A 14,342-nucleotide genomic window follows, 5' to 3' on the forward strand; every position below is an offset into this window, starting at 1 on the left:
ACCACAGGGCACGAGGAGAGGGCAGCAGCCATGGCACGCAGGGCGACGAGCGGCGGCAGCGCCGGCGACGGCGGTACGGGACCGGGTGCCACGACGGGTGCGGGACCCACGGGCGCCGTGCCCGAGCGGCTGCTCGCCGAGGCCACCCGGCTGTTCGCCGAACGCGGCTACGACCGCACCTCCGTCCAGGAGATCGTGGAGGCCGCCGGCGTCACCAAGGGCGCCCTCTACCACTACTTCGGCTCCAAGGACGACCTGCTGCACGAGATCTACGGCCGGGTGCTGCGGTTGCAGACCGAGCGGCTCGACGCGATCGCGGCCCGGCCGACCCCCGTCGCCGAGCGGATCGCCGAGGCCGCCGCCGACGTCGTCGTCACCAGCATCCAGAACCTCGACGACACCAAGATCTTCTTCCGCTCGATGCACCAGCTCAGCCCGGAGAAGCAGAAGGCGGTACGCGCCGAGCGCCGCCGCTACCACGAGACGTTCCGCTCGCTGATCGAGGAGGGGCAGCGCGACGGCCACTTCCGGCCCGAGCTGCGGCCCGACCTGGTGGTGGACTACTTCTTCGGCTCCGTGCACCATCTCGGCACCTGGTACCACGCGGACGGCCCGCTCACCGCGGAGCAGGTCGCCGCGGAGTTCTCCGACCTGCTGCTGCACTCGGTGCGGCGGCCCTGACCCCTGGGAGACCCCCTGTGAAGGCATGGCGCGTCCACGAGACCGGCGAACCGCGCGAGGCGATGCGCCTCGACGACGTCCCCACCCCGCGGCCCGGCCCGGGCGAGGTGCTGCTGCGGGTGCGCGCCGCCAACGTGAACTTCCCCGACGCGCTGCTGTGCCGCGGCCAGTACCAGATCCGGCCGCCGCTGCCCTTCACCCCCGGCGTCGAGATGTGCGGCGAGGTCGCGGAGACCGGGGAGGGCGTGACCGGGCTCGCCCCCGGCGACCGCGTCATCACCCCGGCCGCGCTGCCCGCCGGGGCGTTCGCCGAGTACGCGGTGGTGCCCGCGGCCGGGGTGCTGCCCGCGCCCGAGGCGCTGGACGACGCCGAGGCCGCCGCCCTCCACATCGGCTACCAGACCGGCTGGTTCGGCCTGCACCGCCGGGCCGCGCTGCGCCCCGGCGAGACGCTGCTGGTGCACGCGGCGGCCGGCGGGGTCGGCAGCGCGGCCGTACAACTCGGCAAGGCCGCGGGCGCCACCGTGATCGGCGTGGTCGGCGGGCCGGAGAAGGCCGAGACCGCACGGGAGTTGGGCGCCGACGTGGTCGTGGACCGGCGCGCCGAGGACTTCGTGGCCGTCGTCAAGGAGGCCACCGGCGGGCGCGGCGCCGACGTCGTCTACGACCCGGTCGGTGGGGACGCCTACACCCGGTCCACCAAGTGCATCGCCTTCGAGGGGCGGATCGTGGTGGTCGGCTTCACCAGCGGGACGGTTCCCGCGCCCGGGCTCAACCACGCGCTCGTGAAGAACTACACGATTCTGGGGTTGCACTGGGGGCTCTACAACACCCACGACCCGGCGGCCGTCCGCCGTGCCCACGACGACCTCACCGACCTCGCCGCCGCGGGTGCTGTCAAGCCCCTCGTCAGTGAACGCCTTCCGCTCGCCGCTGCCGCTGACGCGGTCCAGAGGGTCAGCGACGGCACGACGGTGGGCCGGGTCGTCGTCATTCCGTAAGGTGCCGTCCCGGCTGCCCCGTCCTGTGGGTTGCCGGACCTTGCGGTCCCTTGTGGCCGGACGCGCAGTTCCCCTTGGTAGGTGCGGCTTTCTCCGCGGAATGAGCGTCACCTACCCAGGGGCGCTGGGGGTACCTCCCAGGCGAAGCTCCGGGGGAGGAACCGCGCGACCAGCCATCCAGCGGCAGGTGGTCCCTGAACCGGCAGAACGCACCACCCCGGAGGGTCAGGCGTACCGCCGAAGCTCGCGCCGGGCGAGCGACCGCTTGTGCACCTCGTCCGGGCCGTCGGCCAACCGCAGCGTCCTGGTCGCGGCCCACAGCTCCGCCAGCGGGAAGTCCTGGGAGACCCCGCCCGCGCCGTGCAGTTGGATCGCGCGGTCCACGATCCGCTGCACCGCCGCCGGCGTGGCGATCTTGATCGCCTGGATCTCGGTGTGGGCGCCCTGGTTGCCGACGGTGTCCATCAGCCAGGCCGTCTTGAGCACGAGCAACCGCAACTGCTCGATCTCCACCCGGGCTTCGGCGATCCACTCCTGGACCACGCCCTGCGCGGCGAGCGGCTTCCCGAAGGCGGTACGGGTGTTGGCGCGCCGGCACATCAACTCCAGTGCGCGCTCGGCCATGCCGATCAGCCGCATGCAGTGGTGAATCCGGCCCGGTCCCAACCGGGCCTGGGCGATGGCGAATCCGCCGCCCTCCTCGCCGATGAGGTTGCCGACCGGCACCCGCACGTCGTGGAAGACGATCTCGGCGTGCCCGCCGTGGTCGCCGTCGTCGTACCCGAACACCCGCATGCCGCGCCGGACTTCGACGCCCGGGGTGTCGCGGGGGACGAGCACCTGGCTCTGCTGGCGGTGCCGGTCTGCGGCCGGGTCGGTCTTGCCCATCACGATGAGGACGGCGCACTTGGGGTTCATCGCCCCGGAGATGTACCACTTGCGGCCGTTGATGACGTACGAGTCCCCGTCGCGCTCGATCCGGGTCTCGATGTTGGTGGCGTCGGAGGACGCGACGTCGGGCTCGGTCATCGCGAACGCCGAGCGGATCTCGCCGGCCAGCAGCGGCTCCAGCCACTCCTTGCGCTGCGCCGGGGTGCCGAACTCGGCGAGCACCTCCATGTTCCCGGTGTCGGGCGCCGCGCAGTTGAGCGCGGGCGGGGCCAGGTGCGGGCTGCGGCCGGTGAGTTCGGCCAGCGGCGCGTACTGGAGGTTGGTCAGTCCGGCGCCGTGCTCGCCGGGCAGGAAGAGGTTCCACAGGCCCTGCGACCTGGCCTCGGCCTTGAGCCGCTCCACGATCGGGGGCGCGGTCCAGCGGTCGTCGCCGACGGCCTGCTCGCGCTGCTCGGCGAAGACCGGCTCGGCCGGGTAGACGTGCGCGTCGAGGAACGCCGAGAGCCGGGTGCGCAGCTCCTCGGTCCTGGTGTCGTAGCCGAAGTCCATGGGCGCTCAGTCCTCGTCTCGGGTGGTGGGGTGCCGCACGGTGGTGGACCGGCGCAGGGTGCTCAGGCCGCGGTCGATGAAGACCGGGACGACGCCGCCGATCCGGTCGAACCCGGCGCCGACGGTCTGGCCGAGGGTCCAGCGGTAGTGGATGCCCTCCAGGATCACGGCGAGCTTGAAGAAGGCGAAGGCGGTGTACCAGTCGACCGCCGTCACGTCGCGGCCGGACCGCTCGGCGTAGCGCGCCACGATCTCGCGGGAGTCGGGGTGGCCGGGGGCGCCGCCGGTGGTGGGCGCGGAGAGCAGGTCGCTGCTGCGCTGCTCGGTGTACATCACCAGCAGCCCGAGGTCGGTGAGCGGGTCGCCGAGGGTGGACATCTCCCAGTCCAGTACGGCGGTGAGCCGGCCGTCGGTGTCGATCAGCACGTTGTCCAGGCGGTAGTCGCCGTGCACGATCGCGGGCGCGGGGGAGTCGGGCATCGCCCGGCCGAGCGCGGCGTGCAGCTCGTCCACGCCCGCCAGTTCGCGGCTGCGGGAGGCGTCGAGCTGCTTGCCCCAGCGGCGCAACTGCCGGTCGAGGAAGCCCTCGGGCCGGCCGAAGTCGGCCAGGCCGACCGCCGCCGGGTCCACCGCGTGCAGGTCCACCAGGGTGTCGACCAGGGTGTGCACGGCCGCCCGGGTGCGCTCGGGACCGATCTCCCGCAACTGCTCCTCGCTGCGGTACGGGGTGCCGGGCACGAACTCCATCAGGTAGAAGGGCGCGCCGATGACCTCCGGGTCGTCGCACCGCAGCAGGGTGCGCGGCACCGGCACCGGGGTGTCGGCGAGCGCGCTGATCACGCGGTGCTCGCGGCCCATGTCGTGCGCGGTGGCCAGCACATGGCCCAGCGGCGGCCTGCGCACCACCCAGGTGCCGGTGCCGTCGGTGACGCGGTAGGTGAGGTTGGAGCGGCCGCCCTCCAGCAGCTCGGCCCGCAGCTCGCCCCGGGCCAGGCCCGGGTGCTCCCGGTCCAGGTGGCGGCGCAGGCGGTCGAGGTCCAGGCCCGGGGGGTTGGCGGATGCACTCATGCCGAGATCGTACCGACTGGTCGGTATGTAGTCCAGTTCTTCGACGGTCACCGCGGTCCGCCCTGCCGGTCGCCCGGCCGCATTGACGGTCTCCGGTCCGCCCGCCTACTCTCGGTTCCATGGGTGAACGCGATTCATATATGCAGACGGCCGGTTCGGTGGACGCGGCAGCCACGGCCCACTCGGCGACCATCGCCGAAGTGCGGCTGACTCCCATCCTGATCGCCGATCCGCCGCTGCTCAACACCCAGGGCGTCCACCAGCCCTACACCCCGCGTCTCGTCATCGAGGTGGTCACCGCCGACGGCACCACCGGCGTCGGCGAGACGTACGGCGACACCCGCTACCTGGACCTGGCCGCGCCGCTGGCCAAGGCGCTGCCCGGCCACCGGCTCAGCGACCTGAACGGGCTGTTCACGCTCGCCGAGCGGGTGTGCGGCGACCCCGAGCAGGTCTCCGACTCCGTCAGCAGCGGCGGGCTGCGCGGGGTGCAGACCGCGGACAAGCTCCGGCTGTCGGTGATCTCCGGCTTCGAGGTGGCCTGCCTGGACGCGCTCGGCAAGTCCCTCGGCCTGCCGGTGCACGCGCTGCTCGGCGGCAAGGTCCGCGACACCGTCGACTACAGTGCCTACCTCTTCTACCGGCTCGCCGAGCACCCGCAGGGCGCCGGCGAGCCCGACGACTGGGGCGCCGCCCTCGACCCGGCCGGCGTGGTCGCCCAGGCCCGTCGCTTCGCCGACACCTACGGCTTCGGCTCCTTCAAGCTCAAGGGCGGCGTCTTCCCGCCCGAGCAGGAGATCGCCGCCGTCCGCGCGCTCGCCGAGGCGTTCCCCGGCAAGCCGCTGCGGCTCGACCCCAACGGCGCCTGGTCGGTGGAGACCTCGCTGGAGGTCGCCCGCGAACTCGGCGACGTGCTGGAGTACCTGGAGGACCCGGCGAGCGGCACCGACGGGATGGCGCGGGTCGCCGCGGGCACGTCCGTACCGCTGGCGACCAACATGTGCGTCACGACCTTCCCGGAGATCCAGGAGGCGTTCACCCGCGGCGCCGTCCAGGTCGTGCTCTCCGACCACCACTACTGGGGCGGGCTGCGCAACACCCAGCACCTGGCGGCGATCTGCCGCGCCTTCGGGGTGGGCCTGTCCATGCACTCCAACACCCACCTGGGCATCAGCCTCGCCGCGATGACCCACGTGGCCGCGACCGTGCCCAACCTCGACTACGCCTGCGACTCGCACTACCCGTGGCAGGTCGAGGACGTCATCACCGAGCGGCACGTCTTCACCGGCGGCCGGCTCACGGTCTGCGACCGCCCGGGGCTGGGCGTCGAACTCGACCGCGCCGCACTCGCGGCGCTGCACCAGCGCTGGCTGGACGACGACGGCACGATGCGCGACCGGGACGACGCCGCCGCGATGCGCAAGGCAGACCCGGAGTGGCGCACGCCGTCGGTGCCGCGCTGGTAGTCAGCGGTACGGCAATCGGCGGTACGGCAGCCGGCGGTACGGCAACGCGCCGCGCGGCAGCCCGCGATACGGTGGCGCGCCGCACGGGATCGCGCCGCCTGACCGGGCCGCCTTACCGCGCCGCCTGACCGGACCGCCTGACCGCGCCGCCTGATCGGACCGCTCCGGCCGGACCCGCTCAGCGGGCGAGCGACTCCAGGATCTGGCGCACCGTCGACTCCGCGTCCCCGTCGATCGATACGACCGCGCCCGCCTCGCCGGGCTCCAGCGGCTCCAGCGCCTCGAACTGGGACTCCAGCAGCCCGGCCGGCATGAAGTGGCCGGTGCGGGCGCCCAGTCGGGCCGCGACGAGTTCCGGCGCCCCGTCCAGGTGCGCGAAGAGCAGCCCGGGCGCCGCCGCCCGCAGCCGGTCCCGGTAGCGCCGCCGCAGCGCGGAACAGCTCACCACGCCGCCGCGCGGCCCGCGGTCGGCGAGCCACCGCGCGATCGTGTCCAGCCAGGGCGCGCGGTCGGCGTCGTCCAGGGGCCGGCCCGCCGCCATCTTCGCGATGTTCGCCGCCGGGTGGAAGTCGTCCGCCTCGGCGTACGGCACGCCCAGGCGTGCGGCCAGCATCCCGCCGATCGTCGTCTTGCCCGACCCGGACACCCCCATGACCACGATGAGCGGGAGCGTTGCGGCAGGTCGGGCTGTCATGGGCCCCACTGAACACGTATGCGGGGTGCGTATTCAAGTGCGGGGTGGCCGGCACCGGTGAGATCGTCGTCATATCGGCGTGCGGGCGTGCAGGCGGGCGTGCGCGCGCGGTCGGTGGGCGGGCTGCCCGCGGTGGAGACCTACTTGCGGCGGCGGGCCGCGAAGATCAGCGCCGTGATCGCGACCACCAGGATCACGGCCACCACGACGAGCACCACCACGTGCCCGCCGCCCCCGCCCCCGCTCTCCCGCGGCGCCACGTCGGCCAGGTTGATCGAGATCACTTCTCCCCCTCCGGGTTCCGGGGCGCGAGCCCCAGGATGAGCATGAGCAGCACCGGGAACTCCAGATACGCGTGGTAACTGGCGATCGCGGAGTAGAGCGAGGTGCCCTGGTCGTAGTCGCTGACGAAGAGGACGGCGAGCGCGGCGGTGCCGCCGATGCCCAGCGCCCAGGCCCAGCGCCCGGTGACCACCGGGACCCGCCGCTCGAAGGCGGCGGTCGCGTCGGGGGCGTAGCGGGGCATGAACCACACCCACACCAGGTAGTGCATCAGCGCCATGAACGCGAAGACCGTCACGAACCGCTGTCCGGCCTCGGTGTGCTGCCAGGCCGGCGGGGTGTACGACGACGACAGCCGCGCGGTCCACCCCGAACCCGCGTCCATCAGGCCGTCGAAGGCGCCTGACAGCACCAGCGCGGGGATCACCACGATCCAGCCGCACTGCACCGCGCGGAACAGCGTCCGGCCGCGCGGCATGTCGCGCGACCACTCCCACAGGAAGACCAGCGGCACCACGTTGTGCAGGTGGGTCAGCACCACGAAGTGGTAGGCGGGGAAGGCGAGCGAGGTCGCGGCGGCGCCCGCGATCACCGGCAGGGCGGCGGCCAGCCGCAGGGGCCGCGAGCGCAGCGCGTACCAGCAGGCCACGGCGAGCAGCACGTAGGCGAGCAGGATCTCCGCGGCCCGGCTCGCAGTGGACGGCGGCAGCAGCCGGACCAGCACGATGCCGGTGATCAGCGCGCCGAGCAACCGCAGGAACGGCCCGCGCAGCAGACCGTCGAACCGGCCTGCCATGTAACGGAGTTCGAGGACGTTGTGCAGGATGCCGAAGGCCGCGAGCCCCACCACGGCGGTGCCGGCCGGCAGCCGCAGTGCCAGGGCGAGCGTCACGCAGATCAGTACCGCGAAGCCGGCGATCGGCCGCAACCGGCCGGCCTGGCCGAGGTGTCCGCCGAACCCGACGACGGGCAGCCCGCCGCCACGGAGAACGCCGGCGCCGGCGCCGGTGCCGCCGCTCAGGCCGCCCGCGCCGAGCCCGATCCCCGTACCCGTCGCGGCGCCGGCGCCCGCCACCGATCCGCTCGCCATCGGTCCCCTCCCCGTGACACGATCCGGTCGTGTCCTACCCGTCGGCTCTCGCGCTGACCATGGCGGTCGAGGTGCCGGTGTACGTGGCCGCGATCACCACGGCGTCCCCCGCGCGGTACGGCCGTACGGCGGCCGTCGCCGTCATGGTCAACCTTGTGACGCACCCGGTGCTGTGGTGGTTCCTGTCCCGGGTGCCGGCGGGCGGCTACTGGCCGGCGTTCACCGTCGCGGAGGGCGTGGTGTGCCTGGTCGAGGGCGCGTTGGCGGCGTGGTGGCTGCGGCTGCGCGGACCGGTGCCGTACGCGGCGTCGGTCGCGGCGAACGCGGCGTCGGTGATCGCGGGGATGCTGCTCCTGACGTGAACGAGCGGGAACGGGCGGAGCCGGCGTGAACGGGCCTGCCGGTGCGGCCAGTTGAGGTGCGAACGGGCGGCGGCGGGGCGTGTGGTGCGGCGGTCCGGCACCCCCGTGTGCGCCGGACCGCCGGTCGAGGCGCCGTGCCGGCTGCCCCGTTCCCTTCCCGCGTCGCCAACGGCCTTACGCGGAAGCTGTGTTGAGCTGCTCGGCCCGGGACGGTCCCGGCCGTAGCGCCAGAGTGCCGACGGCCCTCGCGACGCCGAACACCCCGGGGGGGGCTTGCCGTGGCGGAGCGGTCATGCGGGAATGGTGCGGTGGCCGGGCGGGTTGACGGCATTGATTCAGGCAGGGCTGAATCCGGGCCGGCGGAGCGCGCCGGCGGCGGGCGCGCGAGGCGAGCGGTGGGGCACCGCCGCAAGGGGGAAAGTCATGGCGGGAGCGGTCCGGTTCGCCTTCTCCGCGAGCGATGTCGCGCGGACCCGGTTCGCGCTGTCCCCGCTGTGGGAGGTCGTGGCGAGCGTGCGCACCTACCAACTGGCGGGCGGCCGGTCGGCCGTCGGCAGCGTGGCGGGCCGCCGATCGGTGCACCGGCGCTGGCTGGAGGCCGCGGTGCCGAAGGTCGCGGCGGCCGGGCTGGACCGCGGGCTGCTCTTCGACCTGGTGCCGGCCACCGGCTACACCCCCGACTTCATCACCCCGCCACCGCCCGCCGCCGGCGCCGACCTCGCCGCCGAACTGCGGATGGTCGCGGCCACGCCGGTCGCCGAGATCCACCGCGAGCTGCGGGCGTTCGGGCTGCGGACCGAGCGGATCGAGGCGATGTACGCCGACCCGGCCGCCGGGATCGCCCGGCTCGTCGCGGAGCTCGACGCGTACTGGACGGCGGCGCTCGCGCCGTGCTGGCCGCAGGTGCGGGCGGTGCTGGAGGCCGACGTCTTCCACCAGGCGCGCAGGCTGGCCGCGGACGGGGCCGGGGCCGTGCTCGGCGACCTGCACCCGCACGTGCGGTGGTCCGCGGGCACCCTGACCATCTCCGAGATGGCCTGTGGCGCGGGTCTGGACCTGGAGGGGCAGGGCCTGGTGCTGGTGCCGTCGGTGTTCACCCGGTCGGGGGTCACCACGTCGGCCGGGTCACCGGCCGCCAAGCAGCTCTTCTACCCCAGCCGCGGGTGGGGCTCGGTCTGGTCGGCGGAGCGGCCCGCGGTGCCCGAGGCGGTCGCGGCGGTGCTCGGCCGGACCCGGGCGCTGCTGCTCGCGGAACTCGCGGTGCCCGCGTCGACCAGCGACCTCGCCGGGCGGACCGGGCTGTCCGCGGGCGGGGTCAACCAGCACCTGACGGCGCTGCGGGACGCGGGCATCGTCTCGGCGCACCGCTCGGGGCGGTCGGTGCTGTACATGCGGACGGCGGTGGCGGAGTCCCTTCTGGCGGCGGCGGTCGGCTGAGCGGACCCTCCGGGGCGCCTTGGGGGCGTGGCTCCGGCGCGAGCACGCGGCGAGCCGCCCGTCCCGCGGGGCGCCGTCCTCAGGTGCGCCGGCGCAGCAGCCGCCGGTACGCCTCCAGGCCGTCGGGGACGAACTCCCATTCGGCGAGCCGCCGTTGGAGCTCCTCCTCGGGAATGAAGTCGTGCCAGGCGACCTCTTCGGGCTGCGGGCGCACCGGGCCGTCGACCTGTACCTCGTAGACCGTGGACCACCAGCTGCCGCGGCCGGAGTCCCGCGTGTAGAGGAACTTGAAGAGGCGGGTGGGCTGCGGCAGCCCGGACACGCCCAGTTCCTCCTCGGCCTCGCGCAGCGCCGTCGCGTCGTAGGACTCGCCCGCGCCGACCACGCCGCCGACGAACATGTCGTACAGGGACGGGAAGACGAGCTTGCGGGCGGTGCGGCGGTGCACGAAGATCCGGCCCCGCGGGTCGCGGGCCAGGATGAACGCGCAGCGGTGCCGCAGCCCGCGGGCGTACGCCTCGCCGCGCGGGGAGGTGCCGACGACGTTGTCGTCCTCGTCGACGATGTCGATGACCTCGTGCACCGACAGCAGGCCGCCGTCGTCGTCGGGACCGGAGGGGCTGCCGGGGGCGGGGTTCGCGGGCGGTTGGCTCATGCCGTGATTGAACCACCGGCCGGCCGGGCCGCTCCGGTCGGCACCGCGGGCGCCGCGGAGCGCAGTTCGCGGATCAGGGCGCGTACCGGGAGGGTGCGGGCCAGCTCCGGGGTGGTGGCGTAGCCGACCTGGCGGGTCGGGCGGCGCGGTCCGAGGTCGGTGACCGCCACGGTGTCCGGCGCGCCGACCAGGGCCAGCGCGGGCATGACCGCCATGCCCAGGCCGCGGGCCACCATCGAGAGCACCACGCTGTCGTCGCCCGCGTCCACCGTCGCCCGCGGTATCCAGTCCTGCTCCGACCACCAACGGCGGGTGTAGGAGGAGCAGTTCTCCGCCCAGTCGATCAGCGGCAGCCCGCGCGGGTCCGCGGCGCCCACCGGGTGCACCAGCGCGTACGGCTCGTCGAACAGCGCGGCCGCGACCAGCCCGGTGGTGTCGGTGGCGGCCGCGTCCAGCGTCGCGATGGCGAGGTCGGCCCGCCCGTCGGCGACCTCTCCCACGGTGCCGCGGCCGAGATCCGGCACGATCCGCACCTTGGGGACGAGGCCGGGATGGCGGGCCGTGAGCCGCGCCAGCGCCGCGGGCAGCACCTGTACGGCGGCGCTGCGGAACGCGGCGATCCGCAACGGGCCGGTCACCTCACCCGTTTCCGCGCCCCGCGCCTCGTCGCCCAGCGACTCCAGCAGCCGCAGGATACGGCGGGCCTGCGCCGCGGCCGCCTCGCCCGCCGCGGTCGGACGGGCGCCGTGCCGGCCGCGGTCGAAGAGCACCACGCCGGTCTTCCGCTCGCACGACCGGACGGCGTGCGACACCGCCGACTGGGTCATGTCCAGGTGGCGGGCGGCGGCGGTGAAGCTGCCGTCGCGCGCCACCGCCACCAGGACGCGCAGTTCGGGGACGGCGAGCAGGCGCGGGTCGGGCGAGGGGGACGCGGCGGATACGGCGGACACGGTCACACCCGGCAGCGTACGTCGGGCACCCGCCTTCCATGAACACCGCTCATGGAAGCCCGCCATCCATCGACGGCGCCGTCTGCCGGTGCCTGCCGCGCCCGCCTAGCGTCACCCGCATGACCGCACCGCAGACCGGCCCCAGCCGTACGACCACGGCCCCCGCCGCCCCGGCCCCCGCCTCCTCCGCCCCGGCCCCCGCCTCCTCCGCCCCGGCCCCCGCCTCCTCCGCCCGCCTCGCCATCACCGTCCACCAGGTCGCCCGCCCCACCGGGATGCCGACGCCCGCCGACTTCGCGTACGTCGAGCACCCCGTGCCGACCGCCGAGCCCGGCACCGCACTGGTCGAGAACATCCTCCTGTCCGTCGACCCGTACATGCGCGAGTCGATGGAGGAGGGCGGATGGCAGCTCGGGGCGCCGCTCGAAGGCCGCTCCGTCGGCCGGGTGCTGCACTCCCGCACGCCCGGCCTCGCCCCGGGCGATCTCGTCTTCCACCGGGCCGGCTGGCGGACCCACGCCGTGCTCACCGCCGACGAGGTGCGGGTGCTGCCGCGGGTCGACGGGGTGCCGCCGCGTGCCTGGCTGAGCGTGCTCGGCGGAACCGGCCTGACCGCGTACACCGGCCTGACCCGTGCTGCCCGACTCCAGCCCGGGGAGCGGGTGTTCGTGTCGGCCGCGGCCGGGGGAGTGGGCACCGCGGTCGGCCGGTTCGCCCGGTTGATGGGCGCCTCGGCCGTCTACGGCAGCGCCGGCTCCGCCGCGAAGGTCGAGCACCTGGTCCGGAACCTGGGCTTCGACGGTGCCTTCGACTACCACGACGGCCCGTTCGCCGAGCAGTTGGCGCGGATCGCGCCCGAGGGAATCGACGTCGGCTTCGAGAACGTCGGCGGCTCCCAGTTGGAGGGGCTCATCGCCAACATGCGCGAGCACGGCCGGATCGCGTGGTGCGGCAGCATCGCCCAGTACAACCACCCCGACAGCCCGCCCGCCGCTCCCCGCAACCTGTACGACCTCGTGCACAAGGCGGTCCGGCTCGAAGGGTTCCTCGTCCGGCACCACCGCTCGCTCCAGGGCGAGTTGGAGGAATTCCTGGTGCCGCACCTGCGTTCGGGCGCCGTCGTGCCGGACGACACCGTCGTCGAGGGCGTCCGCGGCACCGTGGACGCCTTCATCGGGGTCTTGCGCGGCGCCAACACCGGCAAGATGATCGTCCAGGTCGGTGACCCGGAAGCGAAGTGACGGGAGAGTACGGTGACCAGTGCGGCGAACGGTCCGGTGGGCACGACCGCTCCGGGTGAGGGGTCGACGGGCGGCCGCGGCCGGACCGCGCCGCTGCGGATCGCCAACTGCTCCGGCTACTACGGCGATCGGCTCGCCGCCGCCCGCGAGATGGTCGAAGGCGGACCGATCGACGTACTGACCGGCGACTACCTCGCCGAACTCACCATGCTGCTGCTGTGGAAGGCCCGGCAGCGCGACCCCGACGGCGGCTACGCGGTCTCCTTCCTCGCCCAGATGCGCGACGTGCTGGGCACCTGCCTGGAGCGCGGCATCAAGGTCGTGGTCAACGCCGGCGGCCTCAACCCCGCCGGGCTCGCCGCCAAACTCCGCGAACTGGCCGCGGCCGCGGGGCTGCGGCCCGCCGTCGCCCATGTCGAGGGCGACGACCTGCTCGGCCGGCTGCCCGAACTCCAGTCCCGCGGCCACGAGTTCGCCCACCTCGCCACCGGCCGCCCGCTGGCCTCCGCCGGTGTCGAGCCGGTCACCGCCAACGCCTACCTCGGCGGCTGGGGCATCACCCAGGCGCTGCGCTCCGGCGCCGACGTGGTGGTCTGCGGCCGCGTCACCGACGCCTCCCTCGTGGTCGGGCCCGCCGCGTGGGCGTTCGACTGGGCCGCCGACGACTGGGACGCGCTGGCCGGCGCGGTCACCGCGGGCCACATCATCGAGTGCGGCACCCAGGCCACCGGCGGCAACTACTCCTTCTTCACCGAGATCCCCGACCCGGTCCACCCCGGCTTCCCGATCGCCGAGGTCCACCCGGACGGCTCCAGCGTCATCACCAAGCACCCCGGCACCGGCGGCGCCGTCACCGTGGGCACCGTCACCGCCCAACTCCTGTACGAGACAGGCCATCCCGCCTACCTCAACGCCGACGTGGTGGCCCGCTTCGACACCGTACGGCTCACCCAGCAGGGCACCGACCGGGTCGCGGTCGGCCCGGTGACCGGGGAGCCCGCGCCCGACACCCTCAAGGTCTGCGTCAACCACGTCGGCGGCCACCGCAACTCCGCGGTCTTCGTGCTCACCGGCCTCGACCTCGACGCCAAGGCCGACTTCGCCGAGGCCGCGCTGCGCGACGCCACCGGTGGCCCGGCCGCGTTCGCCGGGTACGACCTGCGACGCGAGCACGGCCACGAGGTCGACCGGCTCACCCTCACGGTCAAGGACCCCGACCCCGGCAAGGTCGGCCGCGGCTTCTTCTCGGCTGTGGCCGGCACCGCGCTGGCCGGCTACCCCGGCCTGTACCTGGAGCACGCCACCGCCCGGCCCACCGAGTACGGCGTGTACTGGCCCGCGCTGATCCCGGCGCGGGAGGTGCGGGCGGTCACGGTGCTCGCCGACGGCACCCGGCTGCCCGTGCCGGCGGCTCCGCTGCGCGGGGACCCGTCCGGGGGCCGTACGGATGAGGGCACGCCGGGTACGCCCGGCGGGGTCTCCGCGGGCCGCGTCTCGCCCGGTCTGCGCCCCGACGCCGTCCCCCCGCCGCCGTCGCCGGTCGCGGGCCCGCAGCGGCCCGAGCGCGCGGAGCCGTACGGCGGACGGCCCGGCGCGGCGCACGGCAGGACCGTACGGCTGCCGCTCGGCACGCTCATCGGGGCGCGGTCGGGGGACAAGGGCGGGGACGCCAACGTCGGACTGTGGGCCCGCGACGACGACGCGTACGCCTGGCTGCGCGCGTACCTCGACGTGCCCCGGCTGCGCGCGCTGCTGCCCGAGGCCGCCCGGCTGCCGGTCAGCCGCTACGAACTGCCCCACCTGCGGGCCCTGAACTTCGTCGTGCACGACCTGCTCGGCGACGGCGTGGCGGCGTCCACCCGCGCCGACCCCCAGGCGAAGGCGCTCGGCGAGCGGCTGCGCGGCCGCTTGGCGGACATACCGGAGCGGCTGGTGGAGCCGCCTCGGCCGCCGCGGGCACGTCCGGGGGCATGAT

Annotated in this window: 14 protein-coding genes; 7 read left to right on the forward strand and 7 right to left on the reverse strand. The window is 74.5% G+C overall.

The genetic code is table 11. The annotated features are described in order from the left end of the window. Nucleotides 1-30: 30 nt before the first annotated feature. Both OG896_RS31935 and OG896_RS31940 read left to right on the forward strand, forming a co-directional pair. The gene (locus tag OG896_RS31935) at nt 31-681 is read left to right on the forward strand and encodes a TetR/AcrR family transcriptional regulator (RefSeq protein WP_328462402.1); all 651 of its coding nucleotides are present in this window, start codon (nt 31-33) and stop codon (nt 679-681) included. A gap of 17 nt (nt 682-698) precedes the next feature. After that, nucleotides 699-1,682 (forward strand): NADPH:quinone oxidoreductase family protein, encoded by a 984-nt coding sequence (locus OG896_RS31940; RefSeq protein WP_329370879.1) that lies wholly within the window; start codon nt 699-701, stop codon nt 1,680-1,682. Nucleotides 1,683-1,907: 225 nt separating this feature from the next. Here OG896_RS31940 and OG896_RS31945 read toward each other — a convergent pair whose 3' ends face one another. Next, nucleotides 1,908-3,122 (reverse strand): acyl-CoA dehydrogenase family protein, encoded by a 1,215-nt coding sequence (locus OG896_RS31945; protein ID WP_329370881.1) that lies wholly within the window; start codon nt 3,120-3,122, stop codon nt 1,908-1,910. A 6-nt stretch (nt 3,123-3,128) separates the two neighbouring features. After that, nucleotides 3,129-4,190, reverse strand: coding sequence for a phosphotransferase family protein (locus OG896_RS31950; protein ID WP_329370882.1), 1,062 nt, complete (start codon nt 4,188-4,190; stop codon nt 3,129-3,131). A 140-nt stretch (nt 4,191-4,330) separates the two neighbouring features. On the opposite strand from OG896_RS31950, the gene OG896_RS31955 reads away from it, so the two are divergent. After that, nucleotides 4,331-5,656, forward strand: a complete 1,326-nt coding sequence (locus OG896_RS31955; RefSeq protein ID WP_329374400.1) for a glucarate dehydratase family protein — start codon at nt 4,331-4,333, stop codon at nt 5,654-5,656. Nucleotides 5,657-5,834: 178 nt separating this feature from the next. Here the strand turns inward: OG896_RS31955 and OG896_RS31960 are convergent, their stop codons facing one another. The 3 genes from OG896_RS31960 to OG896_RS31970 all read right to left on the reverse strand — a co-directional run bounded on the left by OG896_RS31960 (nt 5,835) and on the right by OG896_RS31970 (nt 7,722). After that, the gene (locus OG896_RS31960; protein ID WP_329370883.1) at nt 5,835-6,350 is read right to left on the reverse strand and encodes a gluconokinase; all 516 of its coding nucleotides are present in this window, start codon (nt 6,348-6,350) and stop codon (nt 5,835-5,837) included. 140 nt (nt 6,351-6,490) lie between these two features. Then, the gene (locus OG896_RS31965; RefSeq protein ID WP_329370884.1) at nt 6,491-6,634 is read right to left on the reverse strand and encodes a hypothetical protein; all 144 of its coding nucleotides are present in this window, start codon (nt 6,632-6,634) and stop codon (nt 6,491-6,493) included. After that, the gene (locus OG896_RS31970; protein WP_329370886.1) at nt 6,631-7,722 is read right to left on the reverse strand and encodes a hypothetical protein; all 1,092 of its coding nucleotides are present in this window, start codon (nt 7,720-7,722) and stop codon (nt 6,631-6,633) included. Before OG896_RS31970 ends, OG896_RS31965 begins: the two co-directional genes overlap by 4 nt. A gap of 29 nt (nt 7,723-7,751) precedes the next feature. Here OG896_RS31970 and OG896_RS31975 point away from each other — a divergent pair, with 29 nt between their 5' ends. Together OG896_RS31975 and OG896_RS31980 are read left to right on the forward strand one after the other, a co-directional pair. Then, complete coding sequence (locus OG896_RS31975) at nt 7,752-8,084, forward strand: hypothetical protein (protein ID WP_328462388.1); 333 nt, start codon at nt 7,752-7,754, stop codon at nt 8,082-8,084. Between the two features lie 423 nt (nt 8,085-8,507). Next, complete coding sequence (locus tag OG896_RS31980; protein WP_329370888.1) at nt 8,508-9,521, forward strand: ArsR/SmtB family transcription factor; 1,014 nt, start codon at nt 8,508-8,510, stop codon at nt 9,519-9,521. 79 nt (nt 9,522-9,600) lie between these two features. Here OG896_RS31980 and OG896_RS31985 read toward each other — a convergent pair whose 3' ends face one another. After that, nucleotides 9,601-10,176 (reverse strand): NUDIX hydrolase, encoded by a 576-nt coding sequence (locus OG896_RS31985; RefSeq protein WP_329370889.1) that lies wholly within the window; start codon nt 10,174-10,176, stop codon nt 9,601-9,603. Next, nucleotides 10,173-11,132, reverse strand: coding sequence for a LysR family transcriptional regulator (locus OG896_RS31990; RefSeq protein WP_443057186.1), 960 nt, complete (start codon nt 11,130-11,132; stop codon nt 10,173-10,175). The genes OG896_RS31985 and OG896_RS31990 overlap by 4 nt, the downstream gene beginning before the upstream one ends. A gap of 113 nt (nt 11,133-11,245) precedes the next feature. On the opposite strand from OG896_RS31990, the gene OG896_RS31995 reads away from it, so the two are divergent. Together OG896_RS31995 and OG896_RS32000 are read left to right on the forward strand one after the other, a co-directional pair. Then, the gene (locus OG896_RS31995) at nt 11,246-12,367 is read left to right on the forward strand and encodes an NADP-dependent oxidoreductase (protein ID WP_329370890.1); all 1,122 of its coding nucleotides are present in this window, start codon (nt 11,246-11,248) and stop codon (nt 12,365-12,367) included. Nucleotides 12,368-12,403: 36 nt separating this feature from the next. Continuing rightward, nucleotides 12,404-14,341, forward strand: a complete 1,938-nt coding sequence (locus OG896_RS32000) for an acyclic terpene utilization AtuA family protein (protein WP_329374402.1) — start codon at nt 12,404-12,406, stop codon at nt 14,339-14,341. Nucleotide 14,342 lies beyond the last annotated feature (1 nt).

It is taken from the genome of Streptomyces sp. NBC_00669 (genome assembly GCF_036226785.1).
Lineage (GTDB): Bacteria > Actinomycetota > Actinomycetes > Streptomycetales > Streptomycetaceae > Actinacidiphila.

What these genes read in the sequence shown, in the direction of transcription:
- OG896_RS31960 (WP_329370883.1), bottom strand. Translation starts at nt 6,350, where the DNA reads ATGACAGCCCGACCTGCCGCAACGCTCCCGCTCATCGTGGTCATGGGG.
- OG896_RS31955 (WP_329374400.1), top strand. Translation starts at nt 4,331, where the DNA reads ATGCAGACGGCCGGTTCGGTGGACGCGGCAGCCACGGCCCACTCGGCG.
- OG896_RS31935 (WP_328462402.1), top strand. Translation starts at nt 31, where the DNA reads ATGGCACGCAGGGCGACGAGCGGCGGCAGCGCCGGCGACGGCGGTACG.
- OG896_RS31980 (WP_329370888.1), top strand. Translation starts at nt 8,508, where the DNA reads ATGGCGGGAGCGGTCCGGTTCGCCTTCTCCGCGAGCGATGTCGCGCGG.
- OG896_RS31995 (WP_329370890.1), top strand. Translation starts at nt 11,246, where the DNA reads ATGACCGCACCGCAGACCGGCCCCAGCCGTACGACCACGGCCCCCGCC.
- OG896_RS31985 (WP_329370889.1), bottom strand. Translation starts at nt 10,176, where the DNA reads ATGAGCCAACCGCCCGCGAACCCCGCCCCCGGCAGCCCCTCCGGTCCC.
- OG896_RS31950 (WP_329370882.1), bottom strand. Translation starts at nt 4,190, where the DNA reads ATGAGTGCATCCGCCAACCCCCCGGGCCTGGACCTCGACCGCCTGCGC.
- OG896_RS31945 (WP_329370881.1), bottom strand. Translation starts at nt 3,122, where the DNA reads ATGGACTTCGGCTACGACACCAGGACCGAGGAGCTGCGCACCCGGCTC.
- OG896_RS31970 (WP_329370886.1), bottom strand. Translation starts at nt 7,722, where the DNA reads ATGGCGAGCGGATCGGTGGCGGGCGCCGGCGCCGCGACGGGTACGGGG.